The sequence below is a fragment of the Jejubacter calystegiae genome, assembly GCF_005671395.1.
Lineage (GTDB): Bacteria > Pseudomonadota > Gammaproteobacteria > Enterobacterales > Enterobacteriaceae > Jejubacter > Jejubacter calystegiae.
Window position 1 is genome coordinate 2,008,123 of record NZ_CP040428.1, and the last position, 20,183, is coordinate 2,028,305.

At 58.3% G+C, this 20,183-nt stretch carries 15 protein-coding genes; 2 read left to right on the forward strand and 13 right to left on the reverse strand.

Annotated features, from left to right (window positions below; genetic code table 11):
• Positions 1–7: 7 nt before the first annotated feature.
• From apaH to lptD, 6 genes are read right to left on the reverse strand one after another with little or no spacing between them, the layout of a single operon-like run.
• Positions 8–859 carry a bis(5'-nucleosyl)-tetraphosphatase (symmetrical) ApaH gene (gene apaH / locus FEM41_RS09315; RefSeq protein WP_138095710.1) on the reverse strand — a complete coding sequence of 284 codons (852 nt, stop codon included), beginning with the start codon at positions 857–859 and terminating at the stop codon, positions 8–10.
• Between the two features lie 7 nt (positions 860–866).
• Complete coding sequence (gene apaG / locus FEM41_RS09320) at positions 867–1,244, reverse strand: Co2+/Mg2+ efflux protein ApaG (protein ID WP_138095711.1); 378 nt, start codon at positions 1,242–1,244, stop codon at positions 867–869.
• Between the two features lie 3 nt (positions 1,245–1,247).
• Positions 1,248–2,069 carry a 16S rRNA (adenine(1518)-N(6)/adenine(1519)-N(6))-dimethyltransferase RsmA gene (rsmA, locus tag FEM41_RS09325; RefSeq protein ID WP_138095712.1) on the reverse strand — a complete coding sequence of 274 codons (822 nt, stop codon included), beginning with the start codon at positions 2,067–2,069 and terminating at the stop codon, positions 1,248–1,250.
• The gene (pdxA, locus tag FEM41_RS09330) at positions 2,066–3,055 is read right to left on the reverse strand and encodes a 4-hydroxythreonine-4-phosphate dehydrogenase PdxA (protein ID WP_138095713.1); all 990 of its coding nucleotides are present in this window, start codon (positions 3,053–3,055) and stop codon (positions 2,066–2,068) included. The genes rsmA and pdxA overlap by 4 nt, the downstream gene beginning before the upstream one ends.
• The gene (gene surA / locus FEM41_RS09335) at positions 3,056–4,336 is read right to left on the reverse strand and encodes a peptidylprolyl isomerase SurA (RefSeq protein WP_138095714.1); all 1,281 of its coding nucleotides are present in this window, start codon (positions 4,334–4,336) and stop codon (positions 3,056–3,058) included. It lies immediately after the preceding gene.
• Positions 4,337–4,387: 51 nt separating this feature from the next.
• Entirely contained in the window at positions 4,388–6,718 is a 2,331-nt protein-coding gene (gene lptD, locus FEM41_RS09340; RefSeq protein ID WP_138095715.1) for an LPS assembly protein LptD, read from the reverse strand.
• 183 nt (positions 6,719–6,901) lie between these two features.
• Between lptD and djlA the strand changes: the two genes are divergently transcribed.
• Positions 6,902–7,726 carry a co-chaperone DjlA gene (gene djlA / locus FEM41_RS09350; RefSeq protein WP_138095717.1) on the forward strand — a complete coding sequence of 275 codons (825 nt, stop codon included), beginning with the start codon at positions 6,902–6,904 and terminating at the stop codon, positions 7,724–7,726.
• Between the two features lie 47 nt (positions 7,727–7,773).
• On the opposite strand, the gene phoC is transcribed toward djlA, so the two are convergent.
• The 4 genes from phoC to polB form a co-directional block, all read right to left on the reverse strand.
• Positions 7,774–8,520: an acid phosphatase PhoC gene (gene phoC / locus FEM41_RS09355; protein ID WP_138095718.1), complete on the reverse strand. Its 747-nt coding sequence runs from the start codon at positions 8,518–8,520 to the stop codon at positions 7,774–7,776.
• A 150-nt stretch (positions 8,521–8,670) separates the two neighbouring features.
• Positions 8,671–9,327, reverse strand: coding sequence for a bifunctional tRNA pseudouridine(32) synthase/23S rRNA pseudouridine(746) synthase RluA (gene rluA / locus FEM41_RS09360; RefSeq protein WP_138095719.1), 657 nt, complete (start codon positions 9,325–9,327; stop codon positions 8,671–8,673).
• A 12-nt stretch (positions 9,328–9,339) separates the two neighbouring features.
• The gene (rapA, locus tag FEM41_RS09365) at positions 9,340–12,246 is read right to left on the reverse strand and encodes an RNA polymerase-associated protein RapA (RefSeq protein WP_138095720.1); all 2,907 of its coding nucleotides are present in this window, start codon (positions 12,244–12,246) and stop codon (positions 9,340–9,342) included.
• Positions 12,247–12,460: 214 nt separating this feature from the next.
• On the reverse strand, positions 12,461–14,821 hold the full coding sequence (gene polB / locus FEM41_RS09370; protein ID WP_241666586.1) for a DNA polymerase II: 2,361 nt from the start codon (positions 14,819–14,821) through the stop codon (positions 12,461–12,463).
• A gap of 142 nt (positions 14,822–14,963) precedes the next feature.
• Between polB and FEM41_RS09375 the strand changes: the two genes are divergently transcribed.
• Complete coding sequence (locus FEM41_RS09375) at positions 14,964–15,644, forward strand: hypothetical protein (RefSeq protein WP_138095722.1); 681 nt, start codon at positions 14,964–14,966, stop codon at positions 15,642–15,644.
• A 369-nt stretch (positions 15,645–16,013) separates the two neighbouring features.
• On the opposite strand, the gene araD is transcribed toward FEM41_RS09375, so the two are convergent.
• Genes araD through araB form a run of 3 tightly spaced genes read right to left on the reverse strand, consistent with a single transcriptional unit; the run spans position 16,014 to position 19,985 of the window.
• Positions 16,014–16,709 (reverse strand): L-ribulose-5-phosphate 4-epimerase, encoded by a 696-nt coding sequence (gene araD / locus FEM41_RS09380; protein ID WP_138095723.1) that lies wholly within the window; start codon positions 16,707–16,709, stop codon positions 16,014–16,016.
• A gap of 52 nt (positions 16,710–16,761) precedes the next feature.
• Complete coding sequence (gene araA, locus FEM41_RS09385; RefSeq protein ID WP_138095724.1) at positions 16,762–18,264, reverse strand: L-arabinose isomerase; 1,503 nt, start codon at positions 18,262–18,264, stop codon at positions 16,762–16,764.
• Positions 18,265–18,275: 11 nt separating this feature from the next.
• Entirely contained in the window at positions 18,276–19,985 is a 1,710-nt protein-coding gene (gene araB, locus FEM41_RS09390) for a ribulokinase (RefSeq protein WP_138095725.1), read from the reverse strand.
• Positions 19,986–20,183: the final 198 nt, after the last annotated feature.

The following is a 20,183-nucleotide window of genomic DNA, read 5'->3' on the forward strand; positions in this document are numbered from 1 at the left end:
GTTCCATTCAGGAAGCGGCGGCGGCCTCGCCGCTGTCGTTATCGCTCTGGCGGTGAGAAGGCTGGATAAACCAGGTCTTATCTTCCCAGCGCAGACAGGTCATAACGCCGCCCCAGCAGCAGCCGGTATCCAGCGCGTAAACGCCTTCCGGCGTGCCTTTGCCTTCCAGCGATGCCCAGTGGCCGAAAGCGATACTGTACGACTGTGCCACGGGGCCGGGGATCGCAAACCAGGGTTTCAGCGGCGCCGGGGCGTTGTCCGGCGTATCTTTGCAGTACATCTCCAACTGGCCGTTAGGGAAGCAGTAGCGCATGCGGGTCAAGGCGTTAGTGATAAAACGCAGCCGCGCCAGCCCTTTCAGGTCAGTGCTCCAGTTATTGGGCATATCGCCGTACATGGCATCGAGGAACAGCGGATAGCTATCGCTGGACAGCACCGCTTCCACATCCCGGGCGCAGGCCATGGCGGTTGGCAGATCCCACTGTGGCGTAATGCCGGCGTGGGCCATCACCAGTTTTTTCTCTTCATCCACCTGCAACAGAGGCTGACGGCGCAACCAGTTGATGAGTTCGTCGGCGTCCGGTGCTTCCAGCAGTTGGGTCACGCGATCTTTGGGCTTGTTGCGGCTGATCCCGGCGAAAACCGCCAGCAGATGCAGATCGTGGTTACCCAGCACGATGCGGGCGGCATCACCCAACGAACGCACATAGCGTAGCACTTCCAGTGAACCGGGGCCGCGGGCTACCAGGTCACCGGTCAGCCACAGCGTATCCTGAGCGGGATTGAATGAAACCTGTCTGAGCAGGGCAATCAGCTCATCATAGCAGCCGTGAACATCGCCAATCAGATATGTCGACATGGTGTTTTCAGTGTATGAAGGATGGAATTGCCAGCCGGAAAACCGGGATGGCGAGGCGGAAGGTGGTGCCTGCGGCGTCGATCATTTCATAATGTCCCTGCATGGTGCCAAAGGGCGTTTCAATGACGGCGCCGCTGGTGTACTGGTATTCACCCCCCGGTGCGATATGCGGTTGCTGACCGACTACGCCTTCACCCTGGACTTCGGTCTCGCGACCATTACCGTTAGTGATTAGCCAGTAGCGGCTCAGCAGTTGCACGGGCACGCGCCCCAGGTTGCGGATAGTGACGGTATAGGCGAAGACAAAGCGCTCTTCCTCGGGCGTGGACTGGGACTCAATGTAAACGCTCTGTACCTGGACGCAAACGCGGGGTGAATCAGACATGGGTCAGCTCTCCTTCGACGGCGAATTCTCTGCTAAGTAGTTAGCCATCTGGCAGTAAGCGGCAACGGAAATATTCTCCGCGCGCATCGCCGGATCGATACCTAACTCGGTCAGCGCCTCTACGGTGAACAGATTGCCGAGGCTGTTGCGAATCGTTTTGCGGCGCTGATTAAAGGCTGCGCTGGTGATACGCTCCAGCAGCCGTAAATCTTTTACGGGATGCGGCAATGTGGCGTGCGGCACCAGGCGTACCACGGCGGAATCGACTTTTGGCGGCGGCGTGAAGGCCGTGGGCGGCACTTCCAGCACCGGGATCACCTGACAGTAATATTGCGCCATGACGCTTAAACGACCATACGCTTTCGTATCCGGGCCTGCAACCAGACGCTTAACCACCTCCTTCTGCAGCATAAAGTGCATATCCTTTATGGCGTCAGTATAGCTAAAGAGGTGGAACATCAGCGGCGTGGAGATGTTGTACGGCAGGTTGCCGAAAACGCGCAGCGACTGGCCCTGTTCTTTGGCCAGAGCTGCAAAATCCATGGTCATGGCGTCCTGCTGGTAGATGGTCAGCTTAGGGCCAAGGAACGGATGGGTCTTCAAACGCGCAGCCAGATCGCGGTCCAGTTCGATGACCGTCAGCTTGTCGAGCCTGTCGCCAACGGGTTCGGTTAGCGCGCCGAGGCCGGGACCGATCTCGACCAGCGCTTCATCCTTCTGGGGATGAATGGCGCTGACGATGCTGTCGATAATGAACGGGTCATTTAAAAAGTTTTGCCCGAAGCGTTTACGGGCGAAATGGCCCTGATGGACTCGATTATTCATTGACTATTAACAATCATTTTAATGGCGAGATTAAGCGCCGTGGTAAAACTACCGACATCGGCCTTCCCCATACCCGCCAGCTCAAGGGCGGTACCGTGGTCGACCGAAGTACGAATGAAGGGCAGACCCAGCGTGATATTCACTGCTCGCCCGAATCCCTGATATTTTAACACGGGCAGCCCCTGATCGTGGTACATCGCAAGGACAGCATCGGCGTGGTCCAGATATTTGGGCTGAAACAGGGTATCGGCGGGAAGAGGGCCGGTCAGCCGCATGCCGCTGGCGCGCATTTCTTCCAGGACCGGAATCAGGGTGTCAATCTCTTCTGTACCCATATGGCCCCCTTCACCGGCGTGCGGATTCAGGCCGCAGACCAGAATATGGGGCTGGCCGATGCCGAACTTGCGCCGCAGATCCTGATGCAGAATGGTCAGCACCTGGCGCAGCAGTGGGGCGGTAATGGCGTCTGCCACTGCCCGCAGCGGCAGATGCGTGGTGGCCAGCGCGACCCGTAACTCTTCGGTCGCCAGCATCATCACGACTTTTTCGCTACCGGCGCGCTGTTCCAGAAATTCGGTATGTCCGGTAAAGGGAATACCGGCATCGTTAATGATCCCCTTATGCACCGGCCCCGTCACCACTGCGGCAAATTCACCGCTCAGGCAGCCGTCACAGGCGCGGGCCAGGGTGTCGGTCACGTACTGGCCGTTGGCGACGTCAAGCTGGCCTGGCGTCACCGGCGCATGCAGCGGAATCTCACAGACCGTGAGCGTACCCGCTTTCTGAGGGCGCGGTGCAGAATCAGGCTGGTAAGGAAGAAGCTGAAGAGGGTGGTTGAGTAAAGCCGCGCGTTCGCGCAGTAGATCCGGCGAAGCGCAGACAACCAGCTCCACCGGCCAGTCGCGCTGCGAGAGCGCGACGACCAGGTCGGGACCAATCCCGGCGGGTTCGCCGGGAGTGATCGCCACACGATCGGTGTTTATCATTTATTGAATCTTCACGTAGGCGCTGGCGCGCTGCTCCTGCATCCAGGTCTGCGCCTCTTCAGCGAACTTACGGTTAAACAGCATGCGATAAGCGCGATCCTTCTGGGCTGCGTCGGTTTTATCGACCTTGCGGCTGTCCAGCAGTTCGATCAGGTGCCAGCCGAAGGAGGAGTGTACCGGGGCACTGAGCTGACCGCGCTGCAGGCGCATAAGTGCGTCGCGGAAGGCCGGATCGTAGATATCCGGCGTGGCCCAGCCAAGATCGCCGCCCTGGTTGGCAGAACCGGGATCTTCAGAGAACTCCTTCGCCGCCTGGGAGAAGGTGGTTTTGCCACTGCGGATGTCAGCGGCTACCTGCTCCAGCTTCTGGCGCGCCTGCTGATCGTTCATGATCGGCGACGGCTTCAGCAGAATGTGACGTGCGTGAACCTCTGTGACAGAGATATTCTGGGTCTGGCCGCGCAGATCGTTCACTTTCAGGATGTGGAAGCCCACGCCGGAACGGATTGGCCCGATAATATCGCCCTTCTTTGCCGTGGTCAGCGCCTGGGCGAAGATGGAAGGCAGCTCCTGAATACGTCCCCAACCCATCTGGCCGCCCTTCAGGGCAGAAGCATCGGCGGAGTAAGTGATAGCCAGCTTGCCGAAATCGGCGCCATTACGCGCTTGTTCAGCAATAGAAGTGGCCTGCTGTCCGGCTTCGTTAACCTGGGCGGAGCTGGGGTTTTCCGGCAGCGGCAGCAGGATGTGGCTCAGATTCAGCTCGGTGCTGGCATCGTTCTGATCCGCCACCTGTTTGGACAGCTGTTCCACTTCCTGGGGCAGAATGGTGATACGGCGGCGGACTTCGTTGTTGCGCACTTCGGCGATGAGCATCTCCTTACGGATCTGACTGCGATAAGTGGCGTAGTTCAGACCATCATAGGCCAGACGGCTACGCAGCTGATCCACGGACATCTGGTTCTGAGCCGCGATATTGGCGATAGCCTGATCGAGCTGCTGGTCGCTAATTTGAACTCCCGCTTTCTGGCCCATCTGCAGGATGATCTGATCCATGATCAGACGCTCCATAATCTGATGGCGCAGCGTGTTGTCGTCCGGGAGCTGCTGGCCTGCCTGTCGTGCATTAAGCTTGACCGACTGCATCAGGCCATTGACGTCGCTTTCCAGCACCACCCCGTTATTAACAACGGCGGCGACTTTGTCGACGACCTGCGGGGCGGCGAAGGCGGTATTCGCCGCCAGGGCGATACCAATAAGCAGCGTTCTCCAGTTCTTCATACTTTTTCCATTTCCGAATTTACCGCGGAGCGGATTTGTTTTAAACATCAGTTACAGCGAACTCTGATACGGCAGAATGTTCGAGCGCAGCATCTGCTGGGTGCCAAGGCCGTAGTTGGAGCTCAGGCCACGCAGCTCGATATTGAAGCCGATCTTCTCGTCGTACGCGCTCTTGTTATGTTCCCAACCGTTGAGCTTACGTTCGTAACCGACACGGATCGCGTAGCAGCAGGAGTTATACTGCACGCCCAGCATCTGATCGGCGGGCTGGTGGGTGTTGGTGTCGTAATAGTAAGCACCCACCACAGACCAGCGATCTACGATCGGCCAACTGGCGGTCACGCCGACCTGGTTGATACCGTCTTTATAGCGATCTGAGCTGGCGAAGTTCGGCAGCGAGGCGCGAATATATTCCGGGCTGGCATAGCGGTAGTTCAACTGAACCAGGCGATCGGCATCTTTGCGGTACTCCAGAGCGCCGCTGCCGGTGGAAATATTGTTCAGGCGCGCATCGTACTGCAGCCCGCCGCGCAGGCCCCAACGGTCGCTAATGCGCCAGTAGGTGTCGCCGGCCCACACCATCGAACCGGTCTTCTTGTCTTTTTCCCAGTTAATATCGTCACTACCGGTACGAGATTCGGTGAAGTAGTAGATTTGACCCAGCGAAACGTTAAAACGTTCCACGGCGCTGTCATCATAAATACGCGAGGTCAGACCGGTGGTCACCTGGTTGGCGGAGTCGATACGATCGAGGCCGCCGTAAGTCCGGTCGCGGAACAGACCGCTGTAGTCAGACTGCAGGAAGGTGGAGTCGTAGCTATAGATATTGCTCTGGTCGCGATAGGGGCGATACAGGTACTGGGCGCGCGGCTCCAGGGTCTGGGTGTAGCCCTCGGCCCAGTTCATATCGCGCTCGAATACCAGTTTGCCGTCCACTTTAAACTGCGGCATTACGCGGTTAACGGAATCATCCAGATAACTGTAACGATCAATATTATCCTGCTGGTAGTGGGTCGCCAGCATCTTCACTTCGGTATTCAGACTGCCCCAGCCGTTAGAGAGCGGCAGGTTAAGCGAGGGTTCGACGTGCAGACGGGTTGCTTCCGGCAGATTGTCGTTAACGTTGGTGAATTTTACGGCCTGGGCGTAGATGTGGGCATCGAACGGGCCCAGGTCATTCATATAGTAGTTAACGTCGAGCTGCGGTTCGGCACGATAGGAATTTCGGGAAGCCTGATCGGCGAACACCTGGAACTGCTTGCTCGACAGCGTCGCGTCAAAGTTTTCGTTGGCGTAACCGACGCTAAATTTCTGGGTGGCATAACCGTCGGTGCTGTCGCCGTATTCGGAATCGAAGTCGTTAAAATAGTACTGGTCGCTAACTTTGGTGTAGTTAACGTTAAAGCGCCAGACCTTATCCACGACTCCGCTATGCTGCCAGTAGAACAGCCAGCGACGGTTGCGGTCTTCGCTCGGGTGATCTTCGCGGTACTGGCTGTCAGAGGGCAGGTAGTCGAATTCAACAATACCGGAGCCGAAATGAGTCAGGTAGCGGAATTCATTCTGCCACTGGACGTTGCCGCGATCCTGATAGTAGTGCGGCGTAATAGTGGCGTCGAAGTTCGGCGCAATGTTCCAGTAGTACGGGAGCGTGAACTCAATACCGCTGTTAGAGCTGTATTTAGCATTGGGGATCAGGAAGCCTGAACGACGCTTGTCACCCACCGGCAGTTGCAGGTAAGGGCTGTAGAATACCGGCACCGGGCCGATTTTAAAGCGGGCGTTCCAAATTTCTGCGACCTGCTCTTCGCGGTCGTGGATCACTTCGCTACCTACTACGCTCCAGGTGTTGGAGCCGGGCAGACAGGAGGTAAAGGTCCCGTTTTCCAGGATGGTGTAGCGGTTTTCGCCGCGCTGTTTCATCAGATCGGCAGTACCACGCCCCTGACGGCCCACCATCTGGTAGTCACCTTCCCAGACGTTGGTGTCTTTGGAGTTCAGGTTTGACCAGGCTTTCGGACCTTTCAGGATGACCTGGTTATCGTCGTAGTGCACATTGCCCAGGGCATCAACGGTACGCACCGGATCCGGCTGGCCATCGACCTGTTTTTGATGAAGCTGAACTTCATCGCTTTGCAGACGACTGTTACCCTGCTGGATATCCACATTACCGGTAAATACCGCATTATCGGGATAATTCCCTTTTGCGCGATCGGCGTTAATGGTGACCGGCAACTTGTTGGTGTCACCTTTCACCAGAGGGCGATTATAGCCAGGCACGCCGAGCATACACTGCGAGGCGAGATCCGCAGCCATCCCTGACTGGCTATAGAGCGCTGAACCAATCAGGGTGGCCAGCAAAGTGGGAATACGTTTTTTCATACGTTTTTTTCGTTGTTCCGTCATCAGTGGCTTCGCGTCGGCAAACGCTCAGAGACTAACTTACCAGGCGGCAACGCGCCAGTCTTATCCTGTCCGTTTTTGAGCTCGCCCGTTAGGCAGCGCTCCGAATGACAGGTATGATAATGCAATTTCCGTCGCACGGCATGACGATTTGGGGAGTATATGCAGTATTTGGGTAAAGTGGTGGGCGCCGCCATGGGATTGTTGATGGGCGGCGGCTTCTGGGGCGTGGTGGCAGGGCTGCTGATTGGACATCTGTTTGACCGGGTACGCAGCCGCCGCAGCGTGCTGTTTGCCAGCCAGCAGCAGCGTCAGGCGCTGTTTTTTGCCACGACCTTTGAAGTGATGGGGCATCTGACCAAATCTAAAGGGCGTGTGACTCAGGCCGATATTGACGTCGCCTCACAGCTGATGGACCAGATGCAGCTGCACGGTGAGTCGCGAACCGCCGCCCAGCATGCCTTTCGGGTCGGGAAGCAGGGCGCTTATCCGTTACGCGAGAAGCTGCGTCAACTGCGCAGCGCCTGCTTTGGACGTTTTGATTTAATTCGGATGTTTCTCGAAATTCAGACCCGTGCGGCGCTGGCCGACGGCTCTCTGCATCCCAACGAGCGGGACGTACTGTACGTGATCGGTGAAGAGCTGGGGATCTCCCGTGTCCAGTTCGACCAGTTTCTGCGCATGATGCAGGGCGGAGCCAGCTTTGGCGGCGGTGGTTTTCACTATCAGCAGCAGACTGGTGGCACTGGCCCTCGTCAGGCCCAAAGGGGGCCAACCCTCGAAGATGCCTGTAGCGTGCTGGGCGTCAGCCCTAATGACGATCCTGCGACCATCAAGCGGGCATATCGCAAGCTGATGAGCGAACATCATCCGGACAAGCTGGTGGCGAAAGGGCTGCCGTCGGAGATGATGGAGATGGCCCGGCAGAAAGCCCAGGAGATTCAGAAGGCCTGGGAGCTGGTGAAGACGGCGAAAAATATTAAGTAACCGACAAACAACGGGATCCCACCTGACAGGCGCGATCCCGTTTGCTTTTATTTCTGCTTCAGCTGTGCGAACTCCGCTTTCGCTTTCTGCAACTGCTGCTGGAACGCCGGGTTGGTATGCAGCGTTGCCACCACTGCGGCTGCCACAACGCGGGCGGCGTCAATGTCGCTCTGCCAGTGATAGCCGCAGATCACCCGGCTCTGGCCCAGTTCATAGCCGCGCTTAAGGATGCTGTCCTGCGCTTCGGGGTTAATTTCCGCCAGTATCAGCGCTGAGGCCCAGCCGATAGAGGTGTGTCCTGAAGGGTAGGAGCCGTTGGTGGACAGCTTATCCTGCTCTTTCGTGTTACAGGTTGGCACGCCGTAGAAGGCGAAGGGCCGGATGCGCATATATTTCTCTTTTGCCCCCCGGGTCGCCAGATCGCCGGCGTCCTCAATCATATTGGTGAGCAGCTTATAGATTTCAGGCGCCTCTTTGGCGGTAATCGGATGTCCAAAGGCGTCGGAAAAGGCCGTAGCGATTCCGCCCGCCGCCAGGTTGGCGTCTTCAACCGCCTGTTTTCCTCGTGGGGTATTACGCAGCAAACGCCCCTTTTCATACATCGCCTGATCGTTAGCAAACAGAATACTACCGGGCTCAGGCGGAGGCGGCAGCAGCGCAAGGCTATCGGGAGCCTGGCTATTTTTCAGGTAATAAAGATCGGGTTTAGTCGTGACATCGTTACCTGGTGGGGTTGCCGCGAACAGGTTGAATGACAATAAAGAAAGACACAAAGGGAGTACCACTTTTTTCATCTTCTCATCCTTTATTTTAATGGTGCGGACTCAGAAACAGGGAGAGTCCTGTTTTTATTATGTAGGGGATGCCGGTCGGGTTTCTGTGCGTAGTACATCATTATCAGAGAGATAAAAAATGGGCGCGATATTATCGCGCCCATTTAGCGGTCAGAAATCCGGTGGAGCCCGGAAGGTCATGCTGTTACCGAATGCGGGATGCGTAATGGTCAGCGTCCAGGCATGCAGTAACAGACGATCTGCCTGCGCCAGCGCTTCTGGCGTGGCATAGAACTTATCGCCGAGGATCGGGTGCCCCAGCGCCTGCATATGAACGCGAAGCTGGTGCGAACGCCCGGTAATCGGCTTTAGCAGCAGCCGTGCCGTATTGTCTGCACCGTACTCCAGCACTTCATACAGGGTCTGGGCCGGTTTACCCGTCTCGTAGCACACCTTCTGCTTAGGTCGGTTCGGCCAGTCGCAGATGAGCGGCAGATCCACCATCCCTTCTTCCTGCGCCGGATGGCCCCACACCCGCGCCAGATACTGCTTTTGCGGCTCCCGCTCGCGGAACTGGCGTTTAAGCTCGCGCTCGGCGGCCTTGGTTAGCGCCACCGCAATAACGCCGCTGGTGGCCATATCCAGGCGATGCACCGACTCGGCCTGCGGAAAGTCGCGCTGAATACGCGTCATCACGCTGTCTTTGTGCTCTTCGAGCCGTCCAGGCACCGAGAGCAGACCGCTCGGCTTATTGACCACCATGATGTGTTCATCCTGGTAGAGGATGACCAGCCAGGGATCCGTCGATGGGTTGTAGGGTTCCAGCATTTTTGGCTCCGGTTACTGGTGCGTGACCACGATAGGACGCAGCGCATCCAGACGCCAGCTGGCCTGATCCAGCGCCTCCAGCACCTGCTGACGGTTGTACTCAATGGCTTCCAGCTCGTCATCGCGGATGTTGGGGTTTACCGCCTTCAGCGCTTCCAGGCGCGCATATTCGGCGCTGAGCTTTTCGTCGGCTTCGGCGCGCGCGGCGTCGATAAGCTGGCGGGCGGCTTCGTTCATCTGCGGCTCAGCCAGCTGCAGGATAGCGTGAGCGTCCTGCTGCATGGCGTTGACCAGTTTGCTACCGGTATGACGATTCACGGCGCTCAGCTGGCGGTTAAAGCTTTCGAACTCCACCTGGCCGGCAAGGTTGGCACCGTTTTTATCCAGCAGCATACGTACCGGCGTCGCTGGCAGGAAGCGATGCAGCTGCAGCTGTTTCGGGGCCTGAGCCTCGACCACGTAGACCAGTTCCAGCAGCAGTGTACCGACCGGCAGCGCTTTGTTTTTCAGCAGTGAAATGGCGTTGCTGCCGGTGTCGCCGGAAAGAATCAGATCCAGGCCGTTGCGGATAATCGGATGCTCCCAGGTAACGAACTGAGCATCTTCGCGGGACAGCGCCACATCGCGATCGAAGGTGATCGTGCAGCCATCCTCCGGCAGACCCGGGAAGTCTGGCACCAGCATGTGATCGGAAGGGGTCAGCACGATCATATTGTCGCCGCGATCGTCCTGGTTGATGCCGATGATATCGAACAGGTTCATGGCGAAGTTGACCAACTGGATATCGTTATCCTGGGCGGCGATCTCTTCCGCCAGTTGCTGGGCCTGCTCGCCACCGTTGGAGTGCAGCTCCAGCAGGCGGTCGCGTCCCTGTTCCAGTTGAGTCTTGAGCGCTTCATGTTGCTCGCGACACTGGGCGATAAGCGGGTCGAAGCCGTCCATATTGTCCGGATTCGCCAGGTAGCCGATAAGCTGCGGATAGACGCTATCGTAGATAGCGCGACCGGTGGGGCAGGTGTGCTCGAAGGCGTCCAGCCCTTCGTGATACCAGCGAACCAGCACCGACTGGGCGGTTTTTTCCAGATACGGAATATGGATCTGAATATCGTGGGCCTGACCGATGCGGTCCAGGCGGCCGATGCGCTGCTCCAGCAGATCCGGGTTAAAGGGGAGATCGAACATCACCAGGTGGCTGGCGAACTGGAAGTTGCGGCCTTCGGAACCTATCTCAGAGCACAGCAGCACCTGAGCGCCGGTATCTTCTTCAGCGAACCAGGCGGCGGCACGGTCACGCTCGATAATCGACATCCCTTCATGGAATACCGCAGCGCGGATGCCTTCGCGTTCACGCAGTACTTGCTCAAGCTGAAGCGCGGTGTCGGCGCGGGAGCAGATCACCAACACCTTCTGTGAGCGGTGACTGGTCAGCCAGCCCATCAGCCATTCCACCCGCGGGTCGAAATTCCACCAGGTACCGCTGTCGCCTTCGAAGGTCTGGTAGATTTGTTCGGGATAGAGCATATCCCGTGCCCGCTCTTCCTGCGACTGGCGCGAACTCATAATGCCGGAGACTTTAATGGCGGTCTGGTATTGCGTTGGCAGCGGCAGGCGTATGGTGTGCAGCTCTCGCTGGGGAAAGCCTTTCACGCCGCCGCGGGTGTTACGGAACAGCACCCGGCTGGTGCCGTGCCTGTCCATCAGCATGTTAATCAGTTCGCGGCGTGCTGCGTCACTGCCATCATGCTCGCTGTTGGCAGTCTGCAGCAGAGGTTCGACATCCTGCTCGCCCAACAGGTCGCTGATGGCGTTCAGCGATTCGTCGCTCAGCCGTTCGCCTTTTAGCAACAGGGCTACAGCGTCCGCCACCGGGCGGAAGTGCTGCTGCTCTTCCACAAAGAGGTCGAAATCGTGGAAGCGATCGGGATCCAGCAGGCGCAAGCGGGCAAAGTGGCTCTCCATCCCCAACTGTTCTGGGGTGGCGGTCAGTAGCAGTACGCCGGGGGTCTGGCTGGCGATTTGCTCAATGGCCTGGTATTCACGGCTGGGTGCATCGGTGCTCCAGACCAGGTGATGAGCCTCATCGACTACCAGCAGATCCCACATAGCTTCGCTCAACTGCTCCAGACGCTGCTTATTGCGGCGCACGAAGTCGAGGGAGCAAATCACCAGTTGCTCGGTTTCGAAGGGGTTGTCGGATTCGTGCTGGGCTTCGGTGTAGCGATCGTCATCGAACAGGGCGAAACGCAGGTTAAAGCGGCGCAGCATCTCTACCAGCCACTGGTGCTGGAGTGTTTCCGGCACCACAATCAGCACCCGGCTGGCGGCGCCGGATAGTAACTGCTGGTGAATGATCATCCCGGCTTCGATGGTTTTACCCAGGCCAACTTCATCCGCCAGCAGTACGCGCGGGGCGTGACGGGTACCCACATCGCGGGCGATGTGTAACTGATGGGGAATCAGGTTAGTGCGCATACCGCGCAGGCCGCTCCAGGACTGGCGATACTGTTGACTCTGATACTGACGGGCACGATAGCGCAGCGCAAACCGATCCATGCGGTCGAGCTGACCGGCGAACAGCCGATCCTGTGGTTTGCTGAACACCAGTTTGCTGTCGAGCATCACTTCGCGCAGCGTAACGTCGGTTTCGCCGGTGTCGAGCCGGGTTCCCGTATAGCTTAGCAGTCCCTTTTCTTCGCTGACGCTATCTACCTTTAACTGCCAGCCCTCATGGCTGGTGATGGTATCGCCCGGGTTAAACATGACGCGGGTGACGGGGGAGTCGTTTCTGGCATAGAGGCGGTTTTCGCCGGTGGCGGGAAAGAGCAGGGTCACCGTACGCGCATCAAGCGCAACCACGGTACCCAGTCCCAGTTCACTTTCCGTATCGCTAATCCAGCGTTGACCAGGGGTAAAAGGCATATTTGTTTAACTCTGTTTCTCTGTATTTTCAGGCAAAATGCCCCCGGGAATTCGGGCAACAGATGTCGGGACCAGTGCGTTGCACCCTTTGGCTCTGCTGCGCGAATTCTATAGGGGAATATGACCTCCCGCGCATCGTCGCCGGAGGCCGGAATCAGATTCAGTCAAAATGGAAGGGCGCTATGGTACTGGATGGCAGGCCGTTCGTCACCTGTCAAAAAAGCCCCAGTTGCCCTGTAGCCAGTGTAGCAAAATCTTCGCCAATGAAGGGCAGTATCCCTTCGGCCACGGGCTGAAGCTGGCGCTCCAGGTAGTGCTGGTAATCTGGCGGCGAACGCAGATACTCCAGCGGTTCGGGCCCCTGAGTGGTCCAGACATACTTGATGGCGCCGCGATTCTGATAGCGGGCGGGGCGCTCCAGCCGGGCGTTCTCTTCGTCCGCCAGTCGGGCGGCGCGTACGTGGGGCGGGATGTTGCGCTGATATTCACCCAGCGGGCGCCGTAACTGTTTACGATAGACCAACTGATCGTCCAGTTCACCAGCCATCAGGCTGGCGATAGTGGCGCGGACGTATTCCTGCCAGGGCTGGTTATGGAAGATGCGCGAATAGAGTTCGCGCTGGAAAGTTTGAGCCAGCGGCGTCCAGTCGGTGCGTATGGCCTCCAGTCCTTTAAAGACCAGATGTTGATCTTCCCCGCTGCCGGTCAGCCCGGCATAGCGTTTCTTGCTGCCTGCATCAGTGCCGCGAATGGTGGGCATCAGAAAGCGGGTGAAGTGGGTTTCAAACTCCAGCTCCAGCGCGCTCTCAAGCCGCTGGTTTTCCCCCAGTTGCTGGCGCCACCACTGGTTAACACCATCGGCCAGGCGCTGCCCGATGGCCCGGGCTTCGTCATCGCTGTACGCCCGCTTTAGCCAGACAAAGGTGGAGTCGGTATCGCCGTAGATCACATCAAAGCCCTGTGCTTCGATCCACTCCCGGGTCAGGCGCATGATCTCATGGCCGCGCATGGTGATCGAAGAGGCAAGACGGGGATCAAAGAAGCGGCAGGCGCTGGTGCCCAGCACGCCGTAGAAGGCATTCATAATGATCTTCAGCGCCTGAGAGAGCGGGCGGTTGCCCTGGCGTTTGGCCGCTTCGCGTCCTTGCCAGATTTGAGTCACGATCGCGGGCAGGCAGTGCTGGCTGCGGGAAAACCAGGCCCCCAGGAAACCTTCCACGCTGTGTTCGGGTTCCGGATGCGCCATCCCTTCCACCAGTCCCACCGGATCGATCAGAAAGGTGTGGATGATCGAGGGGTAGAGGCTTTTGTAATCCAGTACCAGTACCGAATCATAGAGCCCCGGGCGCGAGTCCATCACATAGCCGCCGGGACTGGCCTGGGGCGGTACCTCGCCGAGATTAGGGGCCACATAACCGATGCGGTGCATACGGGGGAAATAGAGATGGCAGAAGGCGGCCACCGATCCGCCGTGGCGATCGGCCGGCAGGCCGTTTACGGTGGCGCGCTCCAGCAGAAACGGCATCAGTTCCGTTTTATGGAAGATGCGGGTCACCAGCTCGCAATCTTTCAGGTTGTAGGTGGCGAGGGCCGGTTTGTCCTCATTGAAGCGGCGTTCTATTTCGCCCATTCGATGCCAGGGATCGTCAATGGCTTTGCCTTCCCCCAGCAGCTCACGGGCAACGGTCTCCAGCGAGAACGAGCTGAAGTTCCAGAAGGCGGATTTCAGCGCTTCGATACCGTCTATAATCAGCCGTCCTTCGGCCTGAGCGAACCAGACGCCGGGTTTAAAGCCGTGCTCGCGCCATTCCAGTGCCGTGCCCGCTCTCCCCAGTCTCAGGGGAATGCCGTAGCGCTCCGCATGCTTCTGAAGCACTCGCAAATCAAACTGTACCAGGTTCCAGCCGATCAGTACGTCGGGATCCTGGCGTTCGAACCAGTCGTTAAGCTTTTCCAGCAGACGCGGGCGGCTGGAGACGTATTCCAGTTCGAAATCTACGGCTTGCGGGTCGCCGTTTTCCGGCCCCAGCATATAGACGGTTCGCTGGCCGCACCCCTCCAGGCCGATGCAGTACAGTTCGCCATGGCGGCTGGTTTCGATATCCAGGGAGACCCATTTAAGCGGCGGGCGGTAGTCAGGCTCCGGGGCCATACGGGCATTGACCAGCGCGTTGCCCTGCCATTCGCCGCTGACCCGGACCGGGGCGTTGATAAAGCGTTCCATCAGATAGCGCTCGGGTGGGCGAATATCGGCTTCGCAGAGGTGTACGCCGCCTTCGCGCAGCCGTTTTTCCAGGCGCATCATCTGGCGATGCTGACGGGTGTATAGCCCACAGACCGGGCGGCGCTGGAAGTCGCGCAAGGTAAGATCCGCCAGTCGCCAGTGGTTTTCACCGGCCAGCAGGCGGCTGGCCAGTTCGCGTTGAGCGTCGGGGATAAAGCAGACCGACTCCTGGGGAGGGAGCACTACGCGCAGTGGGCCCTTGTCCGTCGCCAACCAGAAGCTGACTTCGGTGCCCCGGGGAGTATCCCGCCAGTGGCGGGTGAGCAAAAAGCCCTGTCGCGTCTCGGCCACGCTTTGTTCCTTCATCAAAGTTCAGGCGTTATTATAGCCTGAATAGCGTGGTTGGGTCTGTGAATTTATACAGTAATTTTTTTGATGCTATGGCGCGTTTTCCGCCAGGTAAGGGATGACAAATGCCACATAAGGAAGAGGGATGATGCGTTATCTGATCATGGCCTGCGGCGGCGTTGGCGGTCTGGCGTTTATTTTGCTGTGGGGGCTCACTTTTTTGCGCCCGGATTTTGTGGTGGAAACGTCGCGCTATGTGATTAGCACGGCACTGTATGATGAGATCGACAGGCGGGTGGATACACTGCCAGCCTTTCTCGCCAAACGCATTGCCAGTACGGAAGAGCAGCGTGAGCGTTTAAAGGCGCATTTGCAGGGGGCCGTGGCGGAAAGGCTGGATAATGTGGTGGCGCATCGGAGCGTGCCGGAACCTACAGGTCTGATGGGGGCTGTTCATCGAAAGATCGCTCATGCGCTACGGCAGAAGTATCGTGAAGTGGTGGGGCAGCTTACCCACGACTTTCGTCTGTTTACCGGGCTAAGCGGCGGGCTATTTCTGGCTGTCACGCTGACAGCATTCTTGTGCCGGGATCGTATTCGACCGTTGTTGGTGCCGACGGGGCTATTGTTGCTGGCGACGGGGTTCATGTCTTACAGCTATATTTTTATGCAGGACTGGCTATATACCATTATTTTTAATGACTATATGGGATGGTATTACCTGGTCTACGTCGGACTGGTTTTCGCTTTGCTGTGTGATATTACCCTGAACCGGGCCTGTGTATTACGCGCATTGATAGACGGCATCACGAGCCTGGGAAATTGAAGCGTTCATCGCTAATGAGTGTGGTTTGTGTCCCGGCTTAAAAAACGCCGGAGCGTTCACGCAGGGCCGGAGGAGCGACAGGGATGTCGCGACAGGGCGAGGCCGCCAGGGATGGCGGCTCTCGCCCGGTCCGAAAAGCCCGGAGTGATAAGCGAAGGGGCCCCGAAGGGCGTTTTTTACTGCCGGAAAGCCCGGGTTGCCAGGGGGGTGGCGACTGAGCCACCCTGGCCCGTTCACCGGCTGTAAATCAACAGATAAGCAGTGACTCAAAGTGAACGGAACAGCCCACCGCATCATTATGTTCTGCCGGTTTTTAGCTTCCGCTTTCGAACAAACCACCGTTTAAGGGGGAGTCATACCCCCCTGCTATTACTGGCCGTAGTAAGCGTTAGCGCCGTGTTTACGTAGATAGTGCTTATCCAGCAGCGTCTGCTGCATGGGCGGCAGCTCCGGCGCCAGTTGGCGGCAGAAGATGCCCATATAGGCGACTTCTTCCAGCACTATGGCGTTATGTACCGCATCCTGTGCGTCTTTCCCCCATGCGAAGGGGCCGTGGGAGTGCACCAGCACACCGGGCATCTGAGCTGCTGAAATGCCCCGCTCGCGGAAGGTTTCCACAATCACCGAACCGGTATCCCACTCGTACTCGCCGTTAATTTCGGCGTCGGTCATTTTGCGGGTGCAGGGAATGTCGCCGTAAAAGTAGTCGGCGTGGGTGGTGCCGGTGGCAGGGATCGCCTGACCCGCCTGAGCCCAGATGGTGGCGTGGCGAGAGTGGGTGTGTACGATACCGCCGATCTCCGGGAAGCTCTGGTAGAGCAGGCGGTGGGTGGGGGTATCGGACGAAGGTTTTTTGTCACCTTCGACCACTTCGCCGCTTTCCAGCGAAACCACCACCATATCCTGGGCGCGCATAGCGTCATATTCCACCCCGGAAGGCTTAATCACCAGTACGCCGCGTTCGCGATCGACGGCGCTGACGTTGCCCCAGGTCAGGGTCACCAGATTGTGGCGTGGTAGTGCAAGGTTCGCTTCCAGGACCTGACGTTTTAACTCTTCCAGCATCGGTCGTTTCCTCCGAAAAAGGGCGGGCCAGCGCACCGGCCCGCATCAGGTCTTAGCGCTTAAAGTGGTAGTAAACTTCGTTCCAACGCAGCGCGTCTTTAAAGGCGGGCAGGCGGGTGTCGTTATCAATCGTGGTCAGTTCGATGTCGTGCATCTCGGTGAACAGGCGCATATCGTCCAGAGTCAGGGACTGGCTGAATACGGTGTGGTGCGCGCCGCCGCCCAGTACCCAGGCCTCGACGGCGGTGGGCAGATCCGGCTGTGCTTTCCACAGGGCGTTAGCGACCGGCAGTTTCGGCAGCGCGTGGGGCGCTTCAACCGCATCGACGCAGTTCACCAGCAGTCGGAAACGATCGCCCAGATCGATCAGGCTGGCGTTGATGGCAGGGCCGGTGGTGGTAGAGAAGATCAGACGCGCCGGATCGTCCTTGCCGCCAATACCTAACGGCTGAACGTCGAGAATCGGTTTGGTCGGTGTGGCGATAGAGGGGCAAACCTCCAGCATATGGGAGCCGAGCACCATGTCGTTGCCGGACTCGAAGTTATAGGTGTAGTCCTCCATAAAGGAGGTGCCGCCTGAAAGCCCCGTAGACATCACTTTCATAATGCGAAGCAGGGCGGCAGTTTTCCAGTCGCCTTCACCGGCGAAGCCGTAACCCTGCTGCATCAGGCGCTGTACCGCCAGACCCGGTAGCTGCTTCAGGCCGTGAAGATCTTCAAAGGTGGTGGTAAAGGCGTGGAAACCGCCCTCTTCCAGGAAGCGTTTCATCCCCAGTTCAATACGCGCAGCATCGATCACATTCTGGCGTTTAGCACCGTTAACCTGAGCGGCGGGCGTCAGGGTGTAGCTGCTTTCGTATTCGTCGATCAGGGCGTTGATATCGCCGGTGCTGATGTCGTTGACCACGGCCACCAGATCGCCCACCGCCCAGGTATTAACCGAAAAGCCGAACTTAATCTGCGCAGCGACTTTGTCGCCATCGGTCACCGCCACTTCGCGCATGTTGTCGCCGAAGCGCGCGACTTTAAGGTGACGGGTATCCTGTTTTGATACCGCCTGACGCATCCAGCCGCCGATACGCTCCTGAGCGCGTTTATCCTGCCAGTGACCGCTGACCACGCTGTGTTGCTGGCGCATACGGGCACCGATAAAACCGAACTCGCGGCCGCCGTGGGCGGTCTGGTTCAGGTTCATAAAGTCCATATCGATGCTGTCCCAGGGGATCTGCGCATTGAACTGGGTGTGGAACTGCAGCAGCGGTTTGTTCAGGATGCTCAGGCCGTTAATCCACATTTTGGACGGCGAGAAGGTGTGCAGCCATACCACCAGACCGGCGCAGCGGTCCTGATAGTTGGCGTCGCGGCAGATGTCGGTAATTTCATCCGGACGGGTGCCCAGCGGCTTAAGTACCAGTTTGCACGGCAGTTTGGCATCGTGGTTCAGGGCGTTGACTACCTGTTCCGCCTGGTTGTTGACCTGACGCAGCGTCTCCTCGCCATACAGGTGCTGGCTGCCAATGACGAACCAAATTTCATACTGATCGAAAATAGTCATGCTCGTGTCCTTTAGTGTGTCAGTGCCGCCTGGCTCGTAGAAGCGCAGGCCTGAGGGGCACCCGAAGGGAGGTAATGTTGTTCAGCACTCTGGCACCACTGCTGATAGCGCTGATAGAGCTGTTCAAAGCGTGCGGCGCGTTCCGGTATCGGCTGGAGCGTGCGTTCAATCCGGCTGGCCATAATTTTCTGGGCGGCGGGGATATCGTCGTAAACCCCGGAGGCCACCGCGGCGAATATAGCGGCGCCGAGGGCGCAGCACTGATCGGAGGCCACCACTTGCAGCGGGCGGTTCAGCACGTCGCTGCATGCCTGCATGATGGTTGGGTTCTTACGGGCGATACCGCCCAGCGCCATCACGTGGTTCACCGCAATGCCCTGATCGGTAAAGCACTCCATAATGGCGCGGGCGCCGAAGGCGGTGGCGGCAATCAGCCCGCCGAACAGCAGTGGGGCGTCGGTCGCCAGATTGAGATCGGTAATCACCCCTTTCAGACGCTGATTGGCGAAGGGGGTGCGGCGGCCGTTAAACCAGTCGAGCACCACCGGCAGATGTTCCAGCGACGGGGATTCGGCCCAGGCTTCGCTCAGCGCCGGAATGAGTTTTTTCCGGCTCTCTGTTATCTGTTCACCCAGCTCCGGATGCTGCTGCGCCAGTTGCTCCAGCGGCCAGCTCAGGATGCGTTCAAACCAGGCGTAGATATCGCCGAAGGCGGATTGCCCGGCTTCCATCCCAATGACGCCCGGGGTAACGCTACCGTCCACCTGACCGCAGATCCCTTTCACGGTGCGATCGCCCACGGCGGTTTTCCCGGCGGTAAGGATGTCGCAGGTCGAAGTGCCAATGACCTTCACCAGGGTGTGCGTACCGGCACCGGCGCCCACCGCGCCCATATGGCAGTCGAAGGCGCCGCCGGAAATGACCACCTGTTCAGACAGTCCCAGACGCCCGGCCCACTCGGCGGTCAGATGACCCACAGGTAGATCGGCGGTCCAGGTGTCGCGGAACATGGGATAGTCCAGGTTCTGATTGATAATCGGGTCCAGTTCGTCGAAGAAGCTGGCCGGGGGCAGACCGTCCCAGCTTTCGTGCCACAGCGATTTATGGCCGGCGGCGCAGCGACCGCGGCGAATATTTTCCGGGCGGGTGGTACCGGAAAGCAGCGCCGGCACCCAGTCGCACAGTTCAATCCAGGAGGCGGCGGCGTTGGCGACGGCGCTATCCTGGCGGGTCACATGCAGGATCTTGGCCCAGAACCACTCGCTGGAGTAGATACCGCCGATGTAGCGCGAGTAGTCCTCTTTACCCGGCTGATGACACAAGCGGGTGATCTCTTCAGCCTCTTCCACGGAGGTATGATCTTTCCACAGCACGAACATGGCGTTCGGGTTATCGGCAAATTCAGGATTCAGCGCCAGCACGTTACCGCTGGCGTCAATGGGGGCCGGGGTGGAGCCGGTACTGTCCACGCCGATACCAATGACCCGGGCGCGCTGATCGTCATTCAGCGCCGCCAGCGTACTTTTAATGGCACGCTCCATGGATTCAATGTAATCCCGCGGATGGTGGCGGAACTGGTTGTGGGCGGCATCGCAGTAACGCCCTTCTTTCCAGCGCGGATACCACTCCACGCCGCTTGCCAGCTCGGCGCCGGTGTCGCAATCCACCGCCAGCGCCCGAACGGAATCACTGCCAAAATCGAGGCCCAGTGCAATAGCCATCTCGTTACTCCATGGGTCAAACAGAACATGGATGAACCATAGAGGGCAGAGGCGATAAGGGGTCAGGCCAATCTGGCTTATCTTATGGATAAAATTGCTGTCAGAGAGAAATATGTGACGCCACGCAAATATTCGATGTGGACATTTCTGCCACTCTTATAGACACTCTTGTTGTCCCTTTTGAAAGCGAAGTACCCC